Here is a 23,551-nt window from a genome sequence, read left to right on the forward strand (position 1 = left end):
GTCATGAAATGCCGTGAGGGCTGTGGTGCCTGCTGCATCGCCCCTTCCATCAGTTCACCGATTCCCGGCATGCCCCATGGCAAAGCTGCGGGGGAGCGCTGCGTGCAGTTGTCTTCGGCAAACCTGTGCAACATCTTTGGTCAGCCGGAGCGGCCGGCCGTGTGCTCGGCCTTTGATGCCGATCCCGAAGTGTGCGGAAGCAGCAGTGAAGAGGCGATCAGGCTGATTGGCTGGTGGGAGCAAATGACCGCGGCGTGATGTGTCAACGAACGGAACTTCAACAATAAGGAATAACACTATGGGTTCGCTGCATCGTATTGCTGTGCTGTGTGGTTTGACTGCCGTGCTGGCCACCTCGGTCGCTCAGGCTGAAGACTGGAAAGTGGCCAAGAATGAAGACGGCATCAAAGTCTCCCTGAGTGAAGTGCCAGGTTCCGACTACAAGGCCTACCAGGGCGTCACCCTGATGAAAACCTCCATGGCCAAGCTGCGCGCCTTGCAGGAAGACGTGGCCGGTGCCTGCGCCTGGATACACGAGTGCAAGACCCAGAAGTTGCTCAAGCACGAGGGTGATCAGAGCTGGACCTACACCCAGTTCAATACCCCTTGGCCGGTGACCCCGCGTGATTCGATCCTGCATGTCACCACCATCGAAGGTGCCGACGGCAGCCTGACCCGCAAACTTGAAGGTGTGCCGACCTACCTGCCTGAAGAGAAAGGTTTCGTCCGCGTTGCCAAGGTCGACGGCTTCTGGAAATTCGTACCCAAAGGTGACCAGATCGAAGTGACGTATCAGGTTCACACCGAGCCGGGTGGAAGCGTGCCGTCGATGGTGGCCAACAAGTTCGTGGTGGACGCACCGTTCAATACCTTGAAATCCCTCAAGGCGCGTGCCGAGAAGTAACCGTACGGTTGAAGTGATGCATCGTCAAAACGCCCCGACTGGTTCGGGGCGTTTGCGTTTTCATGTTGCGGCGGTGCTTTTAATTTGTTTCAGGATATGCGTTGCACGAAATTTTCACTTGGCCTCCAAGACAATTCGCCCGCCCCTGAAATACGCCCTGGCATCCTGTCCATGGATGAAAGTGTGGAAGAGGGAAGAGTAATCAATGGCAATGCTGTCAGTGATCGTGCAACATTTGCGCACCGCGCAAACCCCGGACCAGTCACTGGCCAAAAGAGGGTTAGGCGCAGCTGTATTTGAAACTTCAACTTCCAATGGGTCCTAAAACGACATGGCAATCCCGGACGCCCTGAATCAGCAGCGACCTACCAGTCGCCTGCTGCAACCGACCGTCAAATCGCATCTGGCCTACACGCTCTTGTGTGCCCTGGTCATGATGGTCATGTTCAGCCTGCTGCGCCTGGCGCTGCTGGTCTACAACCGCGAGATGATCCTCGACACACCGGCTTCGACCTTCTTCGAAGCGTTCGCCAACGGTCTGCGTTTCGACATCCGTCTGGTGGTCTACCTCAGCGTTCCGTTGCTGCTGGCGCTGTTCAGTGCCCGGGCCATGGCCGCACGCGGGTTCTTCCGCTTCTGGCTGACCATTGTCTCCAGCATTGCGCTGTTCCTCGGCCTGATGGAGATGGACTTCTACCGCGAGTTCCACCAGCGCCTCAACGGCCTGGTCTTCCAGTACGTCAAGGAAGACCCGAAAACCGTGATGAGCATGCTCTGGTACGGTTTCCCTGTAGTTCGTTACCTGCTGGCGTGGGCCGTGGGCACCTGGCTGCTGAGCCTGGCGTTCAAGGGCGCCGACCGCGCCACCCGTCCTCGCGGACCCTTCAGTGGCGGCAGCATCGGTACGCGTCAGGTAGCGCCGTGGTACGCGCGCATTGCCGTGTTCGTGGTGTGCCTGCTGATCTGCGTGGTTGCCGCCCGTGGCACCCTGCGCCAGGGCCCGCCGCTGCGTTGGGGTGATGTCTACACCACCGAGTCCAACTTCGCCAACCAGTTGGGTCTCAACGGCACCTTGCAGCTGATCGCTGCCGCCAAGAGCCGCATGTCCGAAGATCGCGACAACATCTGGAAAGCCACCCTGCCACAACAGCAAGCGCAGCAGATCGTGCGTGACATGCTGGTGATGCCGGACGAGAAGCTGGTCGACAGCGACATCGCCGCCGTGCGCCGTGACTACACGCCACCGGCCGACAAGACCCTGCCGATCAAGAACGTCGTCGTGATCCTGATGGAAAGCATGGCCGGTCACTCGGTCGGCGCCCTGGGCGCACCGGGCAACATCACGCCATACCTCGACAAACTGTCGAAGGAAGGCCTGCTGTTCGACCGCTTCTTCTCCAACGGTACCCACACCCACCAGGGCATGTTCGCCACCATGGCCTGCTTCCCGAACCTGCCGGGTTTCGAATACCTGATGCAGACGCCGGAAGGCAGCCACAAACTGTCGGGCCTGCCGCAGTTGCTCAGTGCTCGCAAGTACGACGATGTGTATGTCTACAACGGTGACTTTGCCTGGGACAACCAGTCGGGCTTCTTCAGCAACCAGGGCATGACCAACTTCGTTGGCCGTAACGATTTCGTCAACCCGGTGTTCTCCGATCCGACCTGGGGCGTGTCCGACCAGGACATGTTCGATCGTGGCCTGGAAGAACTGAAAGCCCGCGACGGCAAGGACAAGCCACCGTTCTATGCCTTGCTGCAAACCCTGTCCAACCACACGCCTTACGCCTTGCCGACGCCATTGCCGGTCGAGCGCGTGACCGACCGTGGCAGCCTGAACGAACACTTGACCGCCATGCGTTACGCCGACTGGGCACTTGGCCAGTTCTTCGAGAAGGCCCGCAAGGAGCCGTACTTCAAGGAAACCCTGTTTGTCATCGTCGGCGACCACGGTTTTGGCAACGAGCGTCAGATCACCGAAATGGACCTGGGCCGCTTCAACGTGCCGATGCTGATGATCGCACCGGGAATCCAGGAAAAGTTCGGCCAGCGTGACCACACCGTGGGCACCCAGATCGACATCGTGCCGACCATCATGGGCCGTCTGGGTGGCGAAGTGCGTCATCAATGCTGGGGTCGCGATCTGCTCAACCTGCCGGAAGGCGACACCGGGTTTGGCGTGATCAAGCCGTCGGGCAGTGAACAGACCACGGCCATTGTCACGGCGGACCAGATCCTGGTGCTGCCAAAAGACAAGGACATGACGCCGAAGATGTACAAGTACGAACTGGGTTCAACGCCGAGTGCTGAAGTGGTTCCGGATGCACCACGCACTGCCGAGTTGAAACTCAAGCTTGAAGCGTTCCTGCAAACAGCGACCAAGAGTCTGCTGGACAACACGGCCGGTGTCGCTCCGAGCACACAGAAGTAAGTTATGACGCAATAAAAAAGAGGCCCTTCAAGGGCCTCTTTTTTTGTCTGCCGATTTCTATATTCGACCGAGCAAGAGCAGGATCAACAGCACGACCAACACCACGCCGATGATACCGGATGGACCATAACCCCAACTTCTGGAGTGCGGGAAGACCGGCAAACCACCGATCAGTAGCAGGATCAGAATGACGATAAGTATTGTGCCCATGTCGATTTCCTTGTTGAAAGTGCAGGTAAATGACCATGCCGATAACAGTCAGCGGGAATGACGGATATTCGAGCTGCTTAATATTTCCGACTCTTGCGCCGACGAGAAAATTCCAACTTTTTTCCAGGTATTTTCAATAAACGCCGATGGGTTGTTTCCCGACATGTGCAACAGACACTTCCCGGGGTTTGCACGGGCTATTCAGCAATCTGATTGAGCGTGGGTCTGACAATATCCTTCGCTACACTCGAGGCATCTTCCCCGAGAACAACAAGGCTGTTTGCTATGCAAAATCGCATGATGATCACTGGTGCGGGCTCTGGCCTGGGTCGCGAAATCGCGCTGCGCTGGGCCCGCGAAGGCTGGCAACTGGCGCTGTCGGATGTCAGCGAAGCGGGCTTGCAGGAAACCCTGAAAATGGTGCGCGAGGCTGGCGGCGACGGCTTTATCCAGCGCTGTGATGTGCGTGATTACAGCCAGTTGACGGCGTTTGCCCAGGCCTGTGAAGTCAAGCTCGGTGGCATCGATGTCATCGTCAACAATGCCGGTGTGGCCTCCGGCGGCTTCTTCAGTGAGTTGTCCCTGGAAGACTGGGACTGGCAGATCGCTATCAACCTGATGGGCGTGGTCAAAGGCTGCAAGGCGTTCCTGCCACTGCTGGAGAAAAGCAAAGGCCGGATCATCAACATCGCGTCCATGGCCGCCTTGATGCAAGGGCCGGCCATGAGCAACTACAACGTGGCCAAGGCCGGCGTCGTCGCGCTCTCGGAAAGCCTGTTGATCGAGCTGGCCCATCAGGAAATCGGCGTGCATGTCGTCTGCCCGTCGTTCTTCCAGACCAACCTGCTGGACTCGTTCCGTGGCCCGACGCCAGCGATGAAGGCGCAGGTCGGCAAATTGCTGGAGAGCTCGCCAATCAGCGCCGCCGACATTGCCGACTACATCTATCAGCAGGTCGCCGCCGGCGAGTTCATGATTCTGCCTCACGAACAAGGCCGAATGGCATGGGCGCTCAAGCAGAAGAACCCGCAGTTGCTCTACAACGAAATGACCGTCATGGCCGACAAGATGCGCGCCAAGGCCAGGCAATCTGCAAGCTGATATTGCCCTCGGGAAGTACTGCCGTTAGGGTGGCCGCCTTCAGGCCATCCTCGCGAGACGCAAGCATGCTCAATTATCTGTGGTTCTTTCTCGCCGCATTGTTCGAAATCGCCGGCTGCTTTGCTTTCTGGATGTGGCTGCGCCAGGGGAAAAGCGTGTGGTGGGTGCTGCCTGCACTGATCAGCCTGACGTTGTTCGCACTCTTGCTGACCCGTGTCGAGGCGACCTACGCCGGACGGGCCTATGCCGCTTATGGCGGGATCTACATCATTGCCTCTATCGGTTGGCTGGCGGTGGTCGAGCGGATTCGTCCATTGGGTTCGGACTGGATCGGCGTGGCGCTGTGCGTGATAGGCGCAAGCATCATTCTGTTCGGTCCACGGTTCACCACTTCCTGACCTCTCTTTGTCAGACATTTCCGTAAGGAGTGTGGGAGTTATTTGTAGGTCCGGTCTGGATTACTGCCGCTGCATTGTAGGTGCGCCACCTGCCGGGCATCTTCAAGGACCGTTAATCCTTGAAGGACACACCTCATGCTCGTACTCAGCCGCGTTGTAGGCGAAGTGATTTCGATCGGCGACAGCATTTCCTTGCGCGTTCTGGAGATCAGCGGAAACAGCATCCGCTTTGGTGTCGAGGCACCCAAGGAGATCAATGTGCATCGCGCGGAAATCTATGAACGCATCCAGGTCGAGCTGACGAAGACCAAGGAGCGCTGACGCGTTCAGTCGAACAGATGCTTGGGAACGTCGTGCTTGAGCATCAATTGGCATTGTTCGCTTTCGGGATCGAAAACGATCAGTGCCTGGCCCTTGATCAGGGCCTGACGAACGCGTAACACGCGGGTTTCCAGCGGCGTATCGTCACCGTTGTCTGTGCCGTCCCGGGTCACGAAATCCTCGATCAGGCGGGTGAGGGTGTCGACTTCAAGTTGGTCGTGGGGAATCAGCATGGTGGGCCTCGCTCAGAACAATGGCGCGATGCTACGGCGAATAGGGGCTTGTCGCCAGTCTGTGACACAGGCGTCGTTCAGACGGCCGCTTCGCGAGCAAGCTCGCTCCCACAGGTTTGAGAGCGGTCCATAAACCTCCAGGCAACCTGGACTACTGTGGGAGCGAGCTTGCTCGCGATGGCGATGGAGAGGACAAAACAGATTTCAGATCAGCTGTCTGACCGCTGGCCCAGTAGGCTATCCACCGACGGCACCCGCGTATCGCTCTCCATCTGCGTTTCATGTTCCAGCTGATGGCTGAACCTGTCCAGAGACCCTTTGGCCGGTTGCGCATCGCTGGCAAACACCGGCGGGCTGAGAATGTAGGCACCGAGCAGGCGACTCAGCGCCGCCAGGCTGTCGATGTGCGTGCGCTCATAGCCATGGGTGGCATCGCAGCCGAAGGCGAGCAGGGCGGTACGAATGTCATGGCCGGCAGTGACCGCCGAGTGGGCGTCACTGAAGTAGTAGCGGAACAGATCTCGGCGTGCCGGCACGTCATTGTCACTGGCCAGGCGCAGCAGGTGCCGCGACAGGTGATAGTCATACGGGCCGCCCGAATCCTGCATGGCGATGCTCACAGCATGTTCACTGGAGTGCTGGCCGGGCGCGACCGGTGCAATGTCGATGCCGACGAATTCACTGACATCCCAAGGCAATGCCGCTGCTGCGCCGCTGCCGGTTTCCTCGGTAATGGTGAACAGTGGATGGCAGTCGATCATCAAGGCTTCGCCGCTGTCGACGATGGCTTTGAGCGCGGCGAGCAGTGCCGCCACACCGGCCTTGTCATCGAGGTGTCGGGCGCTGATGTGACCGCTGTCGGTGAACTCCGGCAAGGGATCGAAGGCGACGAAGTCACCGACGCTGATGCCCAGGGATTCGCAATCGGCTCGGGTGGCGCAGTACGCATCGAGGCGCAACTCCACGTGATCCCAGCTGATCGGCATTTCATCCACGGCGGTGTTGAAGGCATGCCCGGACGCCATCAGCGGCAACACGCTGCCACGGATCACACCGTTATCGGTAAACAGGCTGACGCGGCTGCCCTCGGCAAAGCGGCTCGACCAGCAGCCGACCGGCGCCAGGGTCAGGCGGCCGTTGTCCTTCACTGCGCGTACCGCGGCGCCAATGGTATCCAGGTGGGCGGAGACGGCGCGGTCCGGGCTGTTTTTCTTGCCCTTGAGCGTGGCGCGGATGGTGCCCCGACGGGTCATCTCGAAAGGAATGCCTAGCTCTTCAAGGCGCTCGGCGACGTAGCGCACGATGGTGTCGGTGAACCCGGTCGGGCTGGGAATGGCGAGCATTTCCAGCAGGACTTTTTGCAGGTAGTTCAGGTCGGGTTCGGGAATTTTAGTGGTCATGGAAACTCCTGATGTAGGGCGATCATGTTTCTCTGACAGATGATCGGTGCCTGTCAGGCCGTCTTCGCGAGCAAGCTCGCTCCCACAGGGGATTGGGCTCTAATGTGGGAGCGCGCTGGCTCGCGATGGGGCCAGCCCAGGCAGCAAAGGGTTTTCAAACCGCCGGCTGGCTGTGCGGAAACAGCAAGTCGACAAATCGCTCCGCCACCGGTTGCGGTTCATGGTTGGCCAGTCCGGCACGCTCGTTGGCTTCGATAAATACGTACTCCGCTTGATCCGCCGCCGGCACCATCAGGTCGAGACCCACCATGGGAATGTCCAGTGCTCGCGCCGCACGCACGGCGGCATCGACCAGGGTTGGATGCAGAATCGCAGTGACATCCTCCAGCGTGCCGCCGGTGTGCAGATTGGCAGTACGCCGCACAAACAGATGCTCGCCAGCCGGCAGGATGCTGCTGTAGTCGTGCCCGGCGGCATGCAGAGTGCGCTGGGTTTCGTGATCCAGCGGAATCTTGCTTTCGCCCCCCGTCGCCGCCTGCCGTCGCCGGCTCTGTGCTTCGATCAAGGCGCCGATGGCATGCTGTCCGTCACCCACCACTTCGGCGGGACGCCGGATCGCAGCGGCGACCACTTCATAGCCGATCACCAGAATGCGCAGGTCGAGGCCTTCGTGAAAGCTTTCCAGGAGCACGCGCGTATCGAAGGACCGGGCGTCTTCAATCGCTTGCTGGACCTCTTCGATGGTGCGCAAATCCACGGCCACCCCCTGACCCTGCTCGCCATCCAGCGGCTTGACCACCACACGTGTGTGTTCGTCGAGAAAGGCCAGGTTGTCATCGGCATTGCCTGCCCTTTGCTGATTCGGCACGGTGAGACCGGCCGCCTTGAGTACCTTGTGGGTCAGGCTTTTGTCCTGGCACAGGCTCATGCTGATGGCGCTGGTCAGGTCACTGAGGGATTCGCGACAGCGCACTCGACGCCCGCCATGGCTCAAGGTAAACATCCCGGCCTCGGCGTCATCGACCTGCACATCGATGCCACGACGATGCGCCTCTTCGACGATGATCCGCGCGTAGGGGTTGAAATCGGCTTCAGGGCCGGGCCCGAGGAATAGCGGCTGATTGATGCCATTCTTGCGCTTGATGGCGAAGGTCGAGAGGTTGCGAAAACCGAGTTTGGCGTAGAGGTTCTTTGCCTGACGGTTGTCGTGTAGCACTGACAGATCGAGGCAGGCGAGTTCGCGACTCATGAAATGCTCGATCAGATGACGCACCAGCACTTCACCCACGCCCGGGCGTGCGCAGTGCGGGTCGACCGCCAGGCACCAGAGGCTGCTGCCATGCTCGGGATCGTTGAACGCCTTGTGATGATTGAGCCCCATGACGCTGCCGATGACGGCGCCGCTGTCCTCGTCTTCGGCCAGCCAGTACACAGGGCCACCGAGGTGCCGTGGCGTGAGCAGAGAAGCGTCGATCGGCAGCATGCCGCGGGACTGATACAACTGATTGATCGCCTGCCAATCGCTCTCGCTTTGCGCACGACGGATGCGGAAACCACGAAACACCCGCGTCGCCGGGCGGTAGTCACTGAACCACAGACGCAAGGTGTCGGACGGGTCGAGAAACAGCTGTGCCGGCTCAAGCCCCAGTACCTGCTGGGGCGCGGCGACATACAAGGCAATGTCCCGTTCGCCGGGCTGCTCGTTGAGCAGTTCTCCGGCAAGGCTCGCAGGATCGGCAAAAGTGTGACCGATCAACAACCGGCCCCAGCCGCAATGCACGGCAATCGGAGGTGCGCCCAGTTCGCTACGGTCTTCGGCCAGGCGTGCCTGCAAGCGTTCATAGGAGGGCGTCTGACCGCGCAGCAGGCGTTGGCTCAGCGCAGTGGCATGAGGTTTCATCGATCAGATTCCTTGCTCGCTGAGCCACAGATTGAGGGCGGCCAGTTGCCACAGTTTCGAACCGCGCAACGGTGTCAGTTGACCTTGCGGATCGGTCAGCAAACGATCGAGCATCGCCGGGTTGAACAGACCACGATCCTGGCTCGGATCGAGCAGTAGCTCGCGTACCCAGTTCAGCGTGTCACCCTGCAAATGCTTGAGGCCCGGTACCGGGAAATAGCCTTTCTTGCGGTCGATCACTTCGCTTGGAATCACCAGTCGCGCAGCTTCTTTCAACACTTGCTTGCCGCCGTCCGGCAGCTTGAACTTGCCCGGCACCCGGGCCGACAGTTCCACCAGGCGATAGTCGAGAAACGGTGTGCGTGCTTCCAGGCCCCAGGCCATGGTCATGTTGTCGACACGTTTGACCGGGTCGTCGACCAGCATCACCGTGCTGTCCAGGCGCAAGGCCTTGTCGACGGCAGCCTCGGCGCCGGGATGGGCAAAATGGCTTTTGACGAAGTCACCTGCAGCATCGTTGGCCGTCAGCCATTGCGGTTGCACGGTGGCAGCGTAATCGTCGTAGCTGCGGTCGAAAAATGCTTCGCGGTACGCGGCATACGGATCACTGGCGCCGTCCACTTGCGGGTACCAGTGGTAACCGGCGAACAGTTCATCGGCGCCCTGGCCGCTCTGCACCACTTTGCAATGCTTGGCTACTTCACGGGATAGAAGGTAGAAGGCGATGCAGTCGTGGCTGACCATCGGTTCGCTCATGGCGCGGAAGGCCGCGGGCAACTGTTCGATGATTTCGCGCTCGTCGATGCGCAGTTGGTTATGCTGTGTGCCGTAATGGCGGGCAATCAGATCCGAGTATTGAAACTCGTCGCCGCGCTCACCGCCGGCATCCTGAAAACCAATGGAGAAAGTCGACAGGTTGTCGACGCCAACCTCACGCAGCAAGCCCACCAGCAGGCTCGAGTCCACGCCGCCGGACAGCAGGACACCGACATCCACAGCTGCACGTTGGCGGATGGCTACCGCCTCACGGGTGCTGTCGAGAACGCGGTCACGCCAGTCTTCAAGTGTCAGGCTCTTCTCATCGTCCCGAGGGCCGTAAGGCAGTGTCCACCAGGTTTTCTGCTCGGTATGGCCGTCCGCGTCGATGCGCATCCAGGTCGCTGGCGGCAGCTTTTCAATGCCCGCCAGCAACGTGCGCGGCGCCGGGACCACGGCGTGGAAGTTCAGGTAGTGATTGAGCGCCACCGGGTCGAGGATCGGATTGATGTCGCCGCCTTTGAGCAAGGCGGGCAGTGCCGAAGCAAAACGCAGGCGCTGGCCGGTGCGTGACAGGTACAGCGGTTTCACTCCCAAGCGATCGCGAGCAATGAACAGGCGCTGGGCATCACGCTCCCAGATGGCAAAGGCAAACATGCCATTGAGTTTCGGCAGCATGGCTTCGCCCCACGCGTGATAACCCTTGAGCAAGACTTCGGTATCACCACCGGAGTAAAACGCATAACCCAGCGCTTCAAGCTCGGCACGCAATTCGGGGAAGTTGTAGATCGCGCCGTTGAAGGCCAGGGACAGGCCCAGTTGCGGGTCGACCATCGGCTGCGCCGAGCCGTCCGACAGGTCCATGATTTTCAGACGTCGGTGGCCCAGGGCAACCGGTCCCTGGCTGTGAAAACCCCAGGCATCGGGGCCACGAGGCGCCAGGTGATGGGTGATTCGTTCAACGGCTGCAAGGTCTGCAGGTTGATGATCAAAACGTAACTCGCCAGCTAATCCGCACATAAGTTCCTTACCGGTTTTTCCGTTGGGGATGGTCAATCGGTACCCGTCAAAACGGCGGGTACTCAGAAACTGACCCGTCGTGGTTGGCGGAGTTTTAGATCGATCGGTTATAAGCAGTGGCAGGCGGGTTAACACTCGCGAGGCAGAACTTCGGGCTGCCGTGGTGGTAATTATTGATGGGATGCATCCGGGATGTTGTTTGAAGATGCGCTGGTTCGATCCGGTATTTGCGTTTTTTTATCCCGAGAGTGCGCTCATAAACTGAGTCACTTTCAATGCAATAAGGATATTGCGCATGTCATCGACAACACCCAATACCACCCCTGTCGCGGTAGCAATGACCCCTGAACAACGTCTTGAGGCTTTGCTGGAGCACACTGGCGACCTGGACAAGGCCGAGGCGCTACAGGCGTCTATTCCGGATTGGTTGGCCAATGCGGATGATAAGGTGGTTCAGGCTTTGAACGATGCGTTCCAACAATCGCTGGTGGCTCAGGGAAAAGTGGCAACGGCACTCAAGAAACTTAAACCGCTGGACGAGTTCTGCAAGGAACAACTGACCACCTTGCTCAAGGACAAGTGGGCGGTCGATGTCGATGTCGAGTTGGATATGCTGGACATTTCAACGACGAAGTACGGATCCATCACGCCTCTTCCCATTGGCTATCTGGTGAGCGAAACCATTGTTTCGAGCAGCCTGCTCCATGCGGCCATGGAAAACTTCACCACTGAGGAAGCCAGGATTGGCGGTTTTTCTGCGGCCTCGGTGATCCGCATTGGCGGAGAAGCTCAGACGGGTACTGAAATAACACCCACGAAATTCGCCACGCTATGCCGTGAACTCGACCTGGGTGCCCGTTATCAGCGGCATATAACCGAGGCGCTGGCATTACCGCCCAAGCCTGCAAATGGGGCGGTGCCGGATGAGCGGGCCTCTACTGCCGATATACGCCGGCTGAAGGTATTCGACATGCAGGTTGCCCTGCACATGGCCTACCTGAAAAAGCACATCACGCCGGCGGTGTATGCGATGTTGTCGAGTGTGATGGAACAGGACCTTCCCGCCGCCCGGACCAAAGGCGCCCTGTTTAACGGCGAGCCGGTGCTTTGGCAGGGTTTGTCGATTCATGATGTCTGCATCTGTGGCGTCCTGATTTTTTCCAAGGTATCGATCGATACCGATCCGAAGACGCGATGCGTGGTATACATGGCCAATGAGCCTCAACGACCATTCTATGAATACGCGTCTCTGGAGGATTTCAAGGCGTATCTCACTCTCCACCTGCAAAGCACCCGCTACAAAAAAACCTTCATTGAGCAACATTTGCACGGCCACGACAAAACCGATTTCTTCACCCAGTTCGACAAGGGCAGGACTCTGGGGTCTCTCGCGGCCACGCCCGCCGATACCTGTGTGGCGGATTTCATGTTCAGTGCGTTTGTCAGCAGCACCCAGGAAAACGCGCGAATTCTTGCCGTACCGACGGCAGACGTAGACGAGCAACAACGCGAGAAAACCCTTCAGATGTTGCTCAATGGCGGCCTTGTGCTGTTGAACGCCGCGTCTTTTTTTGTGCCGGTGATAGGCCAGTTGATGTTGGCGAGCGCCGCACTCGAGATCGTCAGTGAGGTGTACGAGGGCGTGCTTGACTGGACACACGGCGAGCGTACCGAGGCCTTGAAACACCTATTGAATGTGGTGGAAAACGTTGCACAAATGGCGGCGTTCGCGGCTGGCGGCAAGGTGATCGCTTCGGCCCTCAAAAAGGGCGGACAAGCTCAGGCCACGTTCTTCGACGGATTGGAAGCCGTCACCCCTGCCGACGGTAAAGCGAAGTTATGGAAGCCCGACCTTGAGCCTTACAAACAGCGCACGGCTCTGCCACAGAATACGCAAGTCGATGCGCAAGGGCTTTACCGGCATGCCGGGCAGACGTCGATTGCCATGGACGGAGCCTACTATGGCGTCACGCGCAACACCTCGGAGGAGGCGTGGACCCTCAAGCATGCCGTGCGCACCGATGCCTATCAGCCGGTGCTCGAGCAAACCCTGGAAGGTGGCTGGCGGCATGCCCATGAGCACGCGCATGAGTGGCGAGACGGTGCCGAAGCATTGGGGCGCACCGACCCGCGCTTGCGCGATGCAGACTCTGACCTGGCGGCGATAGCCGACATCACCGATACAACGCCGGAAAAGCTGCACTACTTGCACGAAAGCAACCTCCGGCTGCCGCAGCAGCTGAGCGACTGTGCCGAGCGTTTCAGGCTCAATCGACGCATCACCGCGCTGATCACGGCGATGGAACAGGGCAGGACGGCCAACACCGATTTCGTTCAGGAGCAACTGCATACATTGCCGAGGTTGCCCGGCTGGCCGCCCGAGCGTTTCATTGAAGTGCGCGATGAGAATGATCGGGTCCTGTCACGCTTTCCCAAGACCGCGCGGGTCGATGATGACGCCAACAGTGTGCACGTAACTCAAGCACAACTGGATTCAGGGCAATTGCTGGAGACCGTCATCGAGGGGCTCTATTCCCGCGAGGTCGAAGGCATCATCGGTCACACGACCACGGAATCGAAGCCGCTATTGCTGGCAAAGAAAATTGCCGCGAGCCTCAAAGGTAATCGCCGACCGTTGCATGAATGGCTCTATGAGACCTATGACGGCACAGCGACCGGTGACGTTGCGACACTGCGTGAACAGGTGCCCGATCTCCCCGTTCGCCTGTGCCAGGAGCTGTGGGAAAACGCTTCCGCCCGGGACCGCCTGTTTCTGCGCGAGCGCAAGGTTCTCGGCGTGGATCTCGCATGGCAAATCAGTGAGGCCCGCGCCACGCTCAGGCAGGATCGCGCGCTCATCGGCTTGCATTTGCCGCAACTGGCCAATGCCGACACCGACAAACTGGCACTGGGACTGATGGATCGGCTGTCAGGCTGGGAGGATGGTTTTCGTCTGGAAGTGCGGCAGGGATCGAGGACCGGTACGCTGTTGGACAGCGTGGGCGAAGCAGATGCGTCGTCGCGCGGGACTATCGTCAAGACGTCCACGGGCTACCAGGTCACGCAAGTCAACGGCAACGTGTTTTCGACTGTGGCAAGCGAAACCTTGCCCCAGGCGATACTGGATGCGTTGCCTGCCACCCAGCGCACGCGCATGGGCTTCACCGGTGACGATGCGCTGGATGTGGCGTCACTGCGATCGCGTCTGATGAGTTCCGCCACCGGAGATCCAGCACGCACCGCGCGGGTGTTACGAGACGAGCGTATCGTTACACCCAAACATCTTTCTGCCTGTGTCCAGGCCAGCCCTCCCGCGGCGACTGCTCACGCCCGAGGCTTGATCCGCAAAGTCAAAAAACTTTATCCGTTATTCACGGATGAGCAGGCCTCGGCATTTCTCGATGAGGCCGGCAGCACCCTGATGCTGCGGGCCAAACGTGTCCGCGAACTTGGCCAGCAATTGAAAACACTGCGTCAGGTACTGCACGCCTGGCGCGACGATGTCGAGCAAATGAAAAAGCTGCCAGGGCAGCTCAAGGATATCCGCGCAAGCCGCCGTCAAGTGGCCAATACCCTCGAAAACTGTTGGCGTCGGGTTGCCCCGCGAAACCAAGCCGCTACCACCCTCACACTTGAGCGCAGCCCAGTGGGCGCATTGCCGACGCTGACCGAACAGGATGTCGCGCATGTGCGCAGCCTGTCCATCAAGGACATGCAGGCTGGAGATGAGCTGGCGTATTTCCTCAGACCGTTCAAAGGGCTGGTCAGTCTTGAGCTGGACCGTAATCAACTCACACGGTTACCTGAGGCCCTGTCGCACATGCCCAACCTTGAGCACTTGAGGCTCGATGGCAATAAGATCCAATTGACCGAACACACGCTGCGCAAACTGGCCGACATGCGTAATCTGCGGACCTTGGGACTGAGCGACAATCGCCTGGGCGCTACGGTTGACGTCAGGAAGATGTTTGATCTGCAAGCGCTGATCCTGCGCGATACCCATGCCACCGAACTGCCCGTCGGACTTTCGCGCTTGCCGTACCTCGATTTCGTGGACTTGCGGGACAACCAGATCCGGGAGTTGCCTGCCTGGTTGTTCGGTGTTCCCCGGCAATTCGCCCAAACGATCAACTTGCGCAATAACCCGATCTCGCCGGCGAGCCGGGCAAGTCTGGTTGCCTACCGTGATGCGACGGGCGTGGGCATGGGACTGCTGGACAACCTGACCGTGACACTCAGTGAGCAAAGGGCTCGGGACCTGTGGATGTCCAACCCGCTTGAACAAACCTATGCCAATCGCAATCGCGCCTGGCTGGCGTTGAAAAACGAGCCGGGTTCGACGGGCTTCTTCGAGTTGCTGGCAGAACTGGGCAGCTCGACCGATAGTCGCAGAGTGTTGGACGACATGACCCGACGAGTGTGGAGTGTGATTGATGCGGCTCAGGCTGACCCTGGCCTGCGTGATCAATTGCTGTCGATGGCCGTGAGGGCCAATTGTGCAGATGCTGCCGCCACGATCTTCTCCAACCTCGAGGTAGCGGTGGACATCGACAGGGTGGTCCGTCAGTCGCTCAATGCCCATGATCAGGCGGCTCGGCTGCTAGGCCTCGGGCGCCGCCTGTTTCGTCTGGATTATCTTGCCAAAATCGCTCGGGAGGATGTCCTGGCCGATCCCACGCTCGATCCGGTGGAAGTGGAACTGGCCTACCGCATCGGTCTTGCCGAAAGGCTTGAACTGGTCGGTCAACCTTACGGCATGCGCTACGCATCGCTGAGCGGCGTCACCGACGCGAGCCTGGAGACTGCCTACAACAGGATCACTACTGCGGAACTCTCCGCCGAGTTATCGACTTTTATCAGCGGTCGCGATTTCTGGAGCGATTTTATGCGACGGCATCACCAGCAACAGTTCACCGATCTTGTTTCACCTTTTCACGAGCGGATGGCGACGGCCTTTGAAAGCGAAGCAACCCTGGGTACGGCGTATCGCTCAACCGTCGACGGCATCGCCGCGGAACTGAAAACTGCCGAGACTGCCTTGTTGAAGCGTCTGACCGTGGCGGCAATGGAAGCTGACGAAGCCAGGGTCTGCTTTGCGTTGAATTGAAGCTTCAGGGCTTGCCGCGAATCAGGCGACGCAAGGCAAAGCGGTTCGGATGACAGGCCTCTGCCACTGCTCTGGGCAATGGCAGAGGTTCTTTATCCAGCCATGCGGCAAGCAATTCACCTGACAGCGGCGCGGTGATCAGCCCTCGTGAGCCGTGGCCGCTGTTGACGTACAACCCATCCAGCCATGGGCAGGGAGTGTCCGGTATTTGCCGGGCATCCTTGCTCAGGACGCTGTAGGTCTGGGCAAACGCCTGACTGTCAGCCAGCGGGCCGACAATCGGCAGGTAATCCGGGCTGGTGCAGCGAAACGCCGCCCGGCCTTGCAATGTCTCCGGTTGCAAGCTGTCAGCGCCGAGGCGGGTGACCAGGTCCGGCGAGATGTCTTCGAGCATCTGCAAGTTACCGGCGTGCTCTGCAGCTGTGGGTGTCAGGTCGTCATTGTGGAAATCGAAACTGGCCCCTAGCGTATGTTCGCCCAAACGGGCCGGTGCGACATAGCCTTCGGCGCACACCACGGTACTGAGGTTTTGGCTTGCCCCTGTCTGCGGCAGGCGGGTGATCTGGCCGCGAATGCGCTTGAGGGGCAGCTCGCTTGAATAAGGAAAACGTTTGATGTCGGCAGCACCCGCCAGCACCACGACAGGTGCATCGGCCAGCAAGCGGTCGCCGTCCCAGGCTTGCCAGCGTCCATCCACTTGGCGCAGCTCAAGCACATCATGATGCGTCAGCACTTGGATGTTCGGATGTGCAGCCTGCCATTGGCACAGCGCCGGCGGATGCACCCAGCCGCCCTCGGGGTAGTACAGACCGCCGGAGGGTAACGAGATGCCGGCGCGCTCCTCAGCGTGGGCCTGGTCGAGTGTATGCAGCAAGTCTTCGGCAAACGCATCGGCCAACTGTGCCTGGCGCTCGGCTTCCTTGGCATTGAACGCCAATTGCAGAACGCCGCAGTCATCCCAGTCGACACCGCGATGCAAATGTTCCAGCAGTCTTCGAGTATGACCAAAACCGCTGACAATCAACTGCGACAATGCGGTGCCGTGAGCCGATAGTTTCAAGTAGAGCACGCCTTGCGGATTGCCCGAGGCTTCCTGCGCCACGGCGTCGTGGCGCTCCAGTAGTGTCACTTGCCAGCCACGCGCAGCCAGACTGGCGGCGCTGGCGCAACCGGCCAGGCCCGCGCCGATGACCAGAGCGCTGCGCTCGCCAGTCAATGCTGCCGGACGCGCAAACCAGGGTTTGGGCTGCAGGGGAGCGGTCACTGCTTCGGGCCAGCCGATGAAGGATCCGCGCAGGATTTCCCATTTATGACCGATGCCCGGCGTGCGTTTCATTTTAAAGCCAGCCGCATTCAACAGGCGGCGCACCCAGCCGGTACTGGTGAAGGTGCTGATGGTCGAATCGGGAGCGGCCAGGCGTGCCAGTTCGACAAACAGCTCGGCAGTCCACATGTCAGGGTTTTTCGCCGGCGCAAAGCCGTCGAGGAACCAGGCGTCGACTTGTGCGTCGAGTTGCGGGAGTTGCTCCAGCGCATCGCCGATCAGTAGGGTCAGGGTGACACGACCGTTGTCCAGCACCAGGCGTTGAAAACCCTGATGGATCGCCACGTACTGCGCCAACAATTGATCGGCAAACACCTTGAGTTCCGGCCACAGGGCCAGGGCGCGCTGCAGGTCGGGCGGGCTCAACGGGTACTTTTCGACGCTGACAAAATGCAACCGCGTGCCGGCTGGCGCGTGCTGCTCGAACACCTCCCAGGCACAGAGGAAATTCAATCCCGTGCCGAACCCGGTTTCGCCGACGACCAGCCGTCCCCCTTCAGGCAATGCCGCGAAGCGCTCTGCCAGACGGTTCTGCTCGATGAACACGTAGCGGGTTTCGTCCAGCCCCGACTTGTCGGAGAAGTACACATCATCGAACAGACGCGAGTGCGGGCGACCTTGGTCGTCCCAGTCGAGTTGGGCATGGGGCATTACGGGTTTCATGGCAGGCTCTGCAACGGCAAGGCCGCTATTCTAGCCGATCGCCGATGCAGTGCTTGATCCATGGCAGGGTCTGAAGCAACGACGCCGGTGAAAATGGGATTTCTACGACGTGTGGGAGGTCAATCCGCTAGTCTTGCTCAGATCTGGAATGGAGTCGCTCATGTTTGAATCCGCCGAAATCGATCACGCCATCGACAAAGACACCTACGACGCCGAAGTCCCGGCCCTGCGCGAAGCGCTGCTGGAAGCGCAATTCGAGCTGCAACAGCAACGCCGATTTCCGGTGATCATCCTGATCAACGGCATCGAGGGGGCGGGCAAGGGCGAGACGATCAAGGTGCTCAACGAGTGGATGGACCCGCGCCTGATCGAAGTGCGCACCTTCGATCAGCAAACCGACGAGGAGCTGGCGCGGCCACCGGCCTGGCGTTATTGGCGCATGTTGCCGGCCAAGGGCCGCATGGGGATTTTCTTCGGTAACTGGTACAGCCAGATGCTTCAGGGACGCGTCCATGGCGAGTACAAGGACCCGCGGCTGGATCAGGCGATCAACGCTGCCGAGCGTCTGGAAAAGATGCTCTGCGATGAAGGCGCGTTGATCTTCAAGTTCTGGTTTCACCTGTCCAAAAAGCAAATGAAGGACCGCCTCAAGGCGTTGGCTGACGACCCGTTGCACAGTTGGCGCATCAGCCCGCTGGACTGGCAGCAATCGCAAACCTACGACCGCTTCGTGAAGTATGGCGAGCGGGTCTTGCGCCGTACCAGCCGTGACTACGCACCCTGGCACGTGGTTGCCGGGATGGATCCGCGCTATCGCAACCTGGTGGTTGGGAAGATTTTGCTCGAAGGCCTGAACGAGGCACTGAAGCGGCCGAAGATCCATCCGGAAAAAGTCAGTGCGGCACCGGTATTCCCCAGCGTCGACCAGGTGAACCTGCTCGACAGTCTGGACCTGACCCTAAAGCTGGAAAAAGACGATTACGAAGAGCAATTGATCACCGAGCAGGCGCGGTTTTCCGGGTTGATGCGTGACAAACGCATGCGTAAGCATTCGCTGGTGGCGGTGTTCGAAGGCAATGATGCGGCCGGCAAGGGCGGGGCGATTCGACGGGTCGCCGCGGCGCTCGATCCGCGTCAATACAGCATCGTGCCGATTGCTGCCCCCTCGGAAGAGGAACGGGCGCAGCCATATTTGTGGCGTTTCTGGCGGCATCTGCCGGCCAGGGGCAAGTTCACTGTGTTTGACCGCTCCTGGTATGGCCGGGTGCTGGTGGAGCGTGTCGAAGGTTTTTGCAGCCCGGCGGACTGGCTGCGTGCCTACAGTGAAATCAACGATTTCGAAGAGCAGGTCACTGATGCCGGGGTGATCGTGGTCAAGTTCTGGTTGGCCATCGACAAGCAAACGCAGCTGGAGCGTTTTCAGGAGCGCGAGCAGATACCGTTCAAGCGTTTCAAGATCACCGAGGACGACTGGCGCAATCGTGAAAAATGGGACGACTACCGGGGTGCGGTGGGCGATATGGTCGACCGCACCAGCACTGGCGTTGCGCCATGGACCCTGGTGGAGGCCAATGACAAACGCTGGGCCAGGGTCAAAGTGCTGCGCACCATCAATCTGGCGCTGGAGGCGGCGTTCGAGCGCTCTGATCGTCATGAGGGCAAGAAGCACAAAGGCAAGGACTGAGGCGATGGTTGCGCATACGCGAGGTGAATGATTGTCGCGGTCGGTCGAGGGCTGGACTTATGCTCGGTCCACTCTCAACCGACAACAACAATGAGGTATGCCATGCGTGAAGTGGTGATCGTCGACAGCGTGCGGACCGGGCTGGCCAAGTCCTTTCGCGGCAAATTCAACATGACCCGTCCGGACGACATGGCGGCGCACTGCGTCAATGCCTTGCTGGCGCGTACCGGTATCGATCCGGCCAGTGTCGAGGACTGCATTGTTGGCGCCGGCTCCAACGAAGGTGCGCAGGGCTTCAACATCGGGCGCAACGTCGCGGTACTCTCGCGTCTGGGTATCGGCACGGCTGGCATGACCCTCAACCGCTTCTGTTCTTCGGGTTTACAGGCGATTGCCATTGCCGCCAACCAAATCGCCTCCGGTTGCAGCGATATCATAGTCGCGGGTGGTGTCGAGTCCATCAGCCTGACCATGAAAAGCGTCAACACTGACAACCTGATCAACCCGTTGCTCAAGGAACAGGTGCCGGGCATCTACTTCCCGATGGGGCAAACCGCTGAAGTCGTTGCCCGTCGTTATCAGGTCAGTCGCGAAGAACAGGATCTGTACGCCCTGCAAAGCCAGCAGCGGACGGCGCAGGCTCAGGCAGCCGGGCTGTTCGACGATGAAATCGTTTCGATGGCGGTGAAGTACCGCGTCGAGGACAAGAACACGGGTGAAGTACAGATCCTTGATGGCATCGTCGATCGCGACGACTGCAACCGTCCTGATACCACGCTGGAAAGCCTGTCCGGGTTGAAACCGGTCTTTGCCGAGGACGGTTCGGTGACCGCCGGCAACTCTTCACAGCTGTCCGATGGCGCATCCATGACCCTGGTGATGAGCCTGGAAAAAGCTCTGGAGCTGGGGCTCAAGCCCAAGGCGTTTTTCCGCGGCTTTACCGTGGCCGGCTGCGAACCGGATGAAATGGGCATCGGCCCAGTGTTCTCCGTACCGAAGTTGCTCAAGGCCAAGGGCTTGCACATTGACGATATCGACCTGTGGGAACTCAACGAGGCCTTCGCCTCGCAGTGCCTGTACAGCCGCAACCGCCTGGAAATCGACAACGCCCGCTACAACGTCAACGGCGGCTCGATCTCCATCGGTCATCCGTTTGGCATGACCGGTTCGCGTCAGGTCGGGCACATCGTGCGTGAACTGCAACGGCGCAACCTGCGGTATGGCATCGTCACCATGTGCGTCGGCGGCGGGATGGGGGCGACGGGGTTGTTTGAAGCGGTGCGTTAACTCCCGGCAGTTTGTATTGATTGTCCGATAGCTTTCGCGAGCAATCCGCTCCCGCAACATATTGATGTTCTGCATGGCTTCCTGTGGGAGCGAGCTTGCTCGCGATGGACGCGCCAGGGTTTCAAGTCTGGCGCCTTCACATTACGACCTGCACAGTTTCATTCGCGGCCAGCTTCAAACTGTGCCTGTGTGCACCCACGTTGTGCGCCTAGAATGGCAACACTTGTCATCAGGCATCGCGGGGTTCACATGCACATTTCATCGGGTCGCTGGGTCTACGGTCTGTTCCTGGCCCTGTTGACTGCGTTGTTGTGGGGCATCCTGCCGATCAAGCTCAAGCAAGTACTACTGGTCATGGACCCGGTGACGGTCACCTGGTTTCGCCTGATGGTGTCTGGCAGTTGCCTGTTCATTTATCTAGCCGCCACCAAACGTCTGCCGAGCCGCAAAGCGCTCGGCCCCAAGGGCGGCTGGCTGGTGTTGATGGCGGTGCTCGGTCTGGTCGGCAACTACGTGCTGTATCTGATGGGCCTGAACCTGCTCAGCCCCGGCACTGCGCAACTGGTGGTGCAGATGGGGCCGATCATGTTGCTGATCGCCAGTGTGTTTGTGTTCAAGGAGCGCTTCAGCCTCGGGCAGGGGATCGGCCTGATGGTACTGCTGGTCGGCTTCGCGCTGTTTTTCAACCAGCGCTTGAGTGAATTGCTCACCTCCCTGACCGAATACACCGCCGGCGTATTGCTGGTGCTGTTGGCATCCACGGTCTGGACTTTTTATGCACTGGGGCAGAAGCAACTGCTGACCGTGTGGAATTCGCTGCAGGTGATGATGGTGATCTACCTGTCCTGCGCGTTGTTGCTGACGCCGTGGGTGCATCCGCTGGAAGCACTGCAGTTGAGCCCGCTGCAAGGCTGGTTGTTGCTGGCATGCTGCATGAACACACTGATTGCTTATGGCGCGTTCGCTGAAGCACTGGCCCATTGGGAAGCTTCCCGGGTCAGCGCCACGCTGGCGATTACGCCGTTGGTGACGTTCGCTGCCGTCGCCATTGCCGCCTGGTTGTGGCCGGATTTTGTGCACGCCGAAACGATCAATGGCCTGGGATATGGCGGGGCGGTGCTGGTGGTATTGGGATCGGCGCTGGTGGCGTTGGGGCCGTCGCTGATTGCCGGGTTGAAAGCCCGTAAAGCAAAGATGGTGACTGGCTGAGACTGCTCATTAAGCCTATCGTCGGAACGCCGCCCGGAGCGAGTTTGCTCCGGGCGTCGTTCCGACGATAGCGGACTGTCAGACGCTACAGCACTCAGCACTCAGCCCTTGGCCCCAGCCTCCAACATGTTCTCCGGTTTCACCCAGGCATCGAACTCCTGATCAGTCAGATACCCCAGCTGCAACGCCGCCTCACGTAATGTCAGCCCTTCGCTGTAAGCCTTCTTGGCGATCTCTGCCGATTTGTCATAACCGATGTGCGGGTTCAACGCCGTCACCAGCATCAGCCCGCGCTCGAGGTGTTCAGCCATTTTCTCGGCGTCCGGTTCCAGGCCGGCAATGCAATGCTGCTGGAAGTTGCTGCAACCGTCGCCCAGCAGACGAATCGACTGCAGCAGGTTATGGATGATCACCGGTTTGAACACGTTCAGTTGCAGGTGACCCTGGCTGGCGGCAAATCCGATGGCCACGTCGTTGCCCAGCACCTGGCAGGCCAGCATCGACAGCGCCTCGCATTGGGTCGGATTGACCTTGCCCGGCATGATCGAGCTGCCCGGTTCGTTGGCCGGCAGTTTCACTTCGGCGAAACCGGCGCGCGGCCCAGAGCCCAGCAGACGCAGGTCGTTGGCGATTTTCATCAGTGCCACCGCCAGGGTTTTCAATGCGCCGGACAAGGTCGTCAGCGGTTCATGGCCGGCCAACGCGGCAAATTTGTTCGGCGCGGTGACGAACGGCAGGCCGGACAGGGCGGCCAGTTCTGCGGCAATGGCTTCACCAAAACCGTGGGGTGAGTTGAGCCCTGTACCCACCGCCGTCCCGCCCTGGGCCAGCTCACAGACAGCCGGCAAGGCACTGCGGATGGCGCGCTCGGCGTAGTCCAGTTGCGCAATGTAGGCCGACACTTCCTGACCGAAGCTGATCGGGGTGGCGTCCATCATGTGGGTGCGACCGGTCTTGACCAGTTTCATGTGCCGGGCGGCCAGCTCGGCGAGGCCACCGGACAGTTCGGTGATTGCGGGCAGCAAATGCTGCTGCACGGCCTGGGCGGCTGCGATGTGCATGGCCGTCGGGAAGCAGTCGTTGGAACTCTGCGAGCGGTTGACGTGATCGTTGGGGTGCACCGGGCTCTTGCCGCCCCGCGGGTTGCCGGCCAGTTCGTTGGCGCGGCCGGCGATCACTTCGTTGACGTTCATGTTGCTCTGGGTGCCGCTGCCGGTCTGCCAGACCACCAGCGGGAACTGGTCGTCATGGTCGCCATCGAGCACTTCGTCGGCGGCCTGTTCGATCAGTCGAGCGATGTCTGCTGGCAAGTCGCCATTTCGGTCATTGACCCGCGCCGCGGCCTTCTTGATCAGCGCCAGGGCATGCAGCACCGCCAGCGGCATGCGTTCGTTGCCGATGGCAAAGTTGATCAGCGAGCGTTGAGTCTGTGCGCCCCAGTAGGCTTCATCCGGGACTTCGACCTGGCCAAGGCTGTCGGTTTCGATACGGCTCATCTTGCTCACTCCTGTAGGTCCGATTGCGCAGTTTAGGCCGTACTCGACGACCGTGGTTCCATCAGTCTGACTTGACCATTCAATCCCTCTAAATCAGGTACGACAAG

The 23,551-nt window shown here is 59.7% G+C and carries 17 protein-coding genes; 10 read left to right on the forward strand and 7 right to left on the reverse strand.

What is annotated here, in order from left to right; all coding sequences use genetic code 11:
- The first annotated feature begins 3 nt into the window (after positions 1-3).
- The 3 genes from EIY72_RS13240 (at position 4) to EIY72_RS13250 (ending at position 3,335) form a co-directional block, all read left to right on the forward strand.
- On the forward strand, positions 4-258 hold the full coding sequence (locus EIY72_RS13240) for a YkgJ family cysteine cluster protein (RefSeq protein ID WP_093216145.1): 255 nt from the start codon (positions 4-6) through the stop codon (positions 256-258).
- Positions 259-298: 40 nt separating this feature from the next.
- On the forward strand, positions 299-904 hold the full coding sequence (locus EIY72_RS13245) for an START domain-containing protein (RefSeq protein WP_093216150.1): 606 nt from the start codon (positions 299-301) through the stop codon (positions 902-904).
- Between the two features lie 331 nt (positions 905-1,235).
- Positions 1,236-3,335, forward strand: coding sequence for an LTA synthase family protein (locus tag EIY72_RS13250; protein ID WP_093216156.1), 2,100 nt, complete (start codon positions 1,236-1,238; stop codon positions 3,333-3,335).
- 57 nt (positions 3,336-3,392) lie between these two features.
- Here the strand turns inward: EIY72_RS13250 and EIY72_RS13255 are convergent, their stop codons facing one another.
- Positions 3,393-3,551: a DUF3309 family protein gene (locus EIY72_RS13255; protein ID WP_172825980.1), complete on the reverse strand. Its 159-nt coding sequence runs from the start codon at positions 3,549-3,551 to the stop codon at positions 3,393-3,395.
- A 279-nt stretch (positions 3,552-3,830) separates the two neighbouring features.
- Between EIY72_RS13255 and EIY72_RS13260 the strand changes: the two genes are divergently transcribed.
- The 3 genes from EIY72_RS13260 to csrA all read left to right on the forward strand — a co-directional run bounded on the left by EIY72_RS13260 (position 3,831) and on the right by csrA (position 5,365).
- Positions 3,831-4,646, forward strand: coding sequence for an SDR family oxidoreductase (locus tag EIY72_RS13260; RefSeq protein ID WP_093216161.1), 816 nt, complete (start codon positions 3,831-3,833; stop codon positions 4,644-4,646).
- Positions 4,647-4,711: 65 nt separating this feature from the next.
- On the forward strand, positions 4,712-5,044 hold the full coding sequence (locus EIY72_RS13265) for a YnfA family protein (RefSeq protein WP_093216166.1): 333 nt from the start codon (positions 4,712-4,714) through the stop codon (positions 5,042-5,044).
- A 135-nt stretch (positions 5,045-5,179) separates the two neighbouring features.
- The gene (gene csrA / locus EIY72_RS13270) at positions 5,180-5,365 is read left to right on the forward strand and encodes a carbon storage regulator CsrA (RefSeq protein WP_093216171.1); all 186 of its coding nucleotides are present in this window, start codon (positions 5,180-5,182) and stop codon (positions 5,363-5,365) included.
- Positions 5,366-5,370: 5 nt separating this feature from the next.
- Here csrA and EIY72_RS13275 read toward each other — a convergent pair whose 3' ends face one another.
- From EIY72_RS13275 to EIY72_RS13290, 4 genes are all read right to left on the reverse strand, one after another.
- On the reverse strand, positions 5,371-5,598 hold the full coding sequence (locus tag EIY72_RS13275) for a YheU family protein (RefSeq protein WP_008060849.1): 228 nt from the start codon (positions 5,596-5,598) through the stop codon (positions 5,371-5,373).
- 209 nt (positions 5,599-5,807) lie between these two features.
- A complete protein-coding gene (locus EIY72_RS13280; RefSeq protein ID WP_093216176.1) occupies positions 5,808-6,998 on the reverse strand; it encodes an osmoprotectant NAGGN system M42 family peptidase in 1,191 nt (396 codons plus the stop codon).
- Between the two features lie 154 nt (positions 6,999-7,152).
- Entirely contained in the window at positions 7,153-8,898 is a 1,746-nt protein-coding gene (gene ngg, locus EIY72_RS13285) for an N-acetylglutaminylglutamine synthetase (RefSeq protein WP_093216182.1), read from the reverse strand.
- A 3-nt stretch (positions 8,899-8,901) separates the two neighbouring features.
- Positions 8,902-10,674, reverse strand: coding sequence for an N-acetylglutaminylglutamine amidotransferase (locus tag EIY72_RS13290; protein WP_093216187.1), 1,773 nt, complete (start codon positions 10,672-10,674; stop codon positions 8,902-8,904).
- A gap of 295 nt (positions 10,675-10,969) precedes the next feature.
- On the opposite strand from EIY72_RS13290, the gene EIY72_RS13295 reads away from it, so the two are divergent.
- Positions 10,970-15,781, forward strand: a complete 4,812-nt coding sequence (locus tag EIY72_RS13295; protein WP_093216192.1) for an NEL-type E3 ubiquitin ligase domain-containing protein — start codon at positions 10,970-10,972, stop codon at positions 15,779-15,781.
- 4 nt (positions 15,782-15,785) lie between these two features.
- Here the strand turns inward: EIY72_RS13295 and mnmC are convergent, their stop codons facing one another.
- Positions 15,786-17,768, reverse strand: coding sequence for a bifunctional tRNA (5-methylaminomethyl-2-thiouridine)(34)-methyltransferase MnmC2/FAD-dependent 5-carboxymethylaminomethyl-2-thiouridine(34) oxidoreductase MnmC1 (mnmC, locus tag EIY72_RS13300; protein WP_093216197.1), 1,983 nt, complete (start codon positions 17,766-17,768; stop codon positions 15,786-15,788).
- 160 nt (positions 17,769-17,928) lie between these two features.
- On the opposite strand from mnmC, the gene pap reads away from it, so the two are divergent.
- The 3 genes from pap to EIY72_RS13315 all read left to right on the forward strand — a co-directional run bounded on the left by pap (position 17,929) and on the right by EIY72_RS13315 (position 21,948).
- Positions 17,929-19,452, forward strand: coding sequence for a polyphosphate:AMP phosphotransferase (gene pap / locus EIY72_RS13305; RefSeq protein ID WP_093216202.1), 1,524 nt, complete (start codon positions 17,929-17,931; stop codon positions 19,450-19,452).
- Positions 19,453-19,554: 102 nt separating this feature from the next.
- Positions 19,555-20,739 (forward strand): thiolase family protein, encoded by a 1,185-nt coding sequence (locus tag EIY72_RS13310; RefSeq protein WP_093216207.1) that lies wholly within the window; start codon positions 19,555-19,557, stop codon positions 20,737-20,739.
- Positions 20,740-20,988: 249 nt separating this feature from the next.
- Positions 20,989-21,948, forward strand: coding sequence for a DMT family transporter (locus tag EIY72_RS13315; protein WP_093216212.1), 960 nt, complete (start codon positions 20,989-20,991; stop codon positions 21,946-21,948).
- Positions 21,949-22,049: 101 nt separating this feature from the next.
- Here the strand turns inward: EIY72_RS13315 and EIY72_RS13320 are convergent, their stop codons facing one another.
- Positions 22,050-23,444: a class II fumarate hydratase gene (locus EIY72_RS13320; RefSeq protein WP_093216216.1), complete on the reverse strand. Its 1,395-nt coding sequence runs from the start codon at positions 23,442-23,444 to the stop codon at positions 22,050-22,052.
- Positions 23,445-23,551: the final 107 nt, after the last annotated feature.

The sequence above is a fragment of the Pseudomonas vancouverensis genome (assembly GCF_004348895.1).
GTDB classification, from domain to species: Bacteria; Pseudomonadota; Gammaproteobacteria; order Pseudomonadales; family Pseudomonadaceae; genus Aquipseudomonas; species Aquipseudomonas vancouverensis.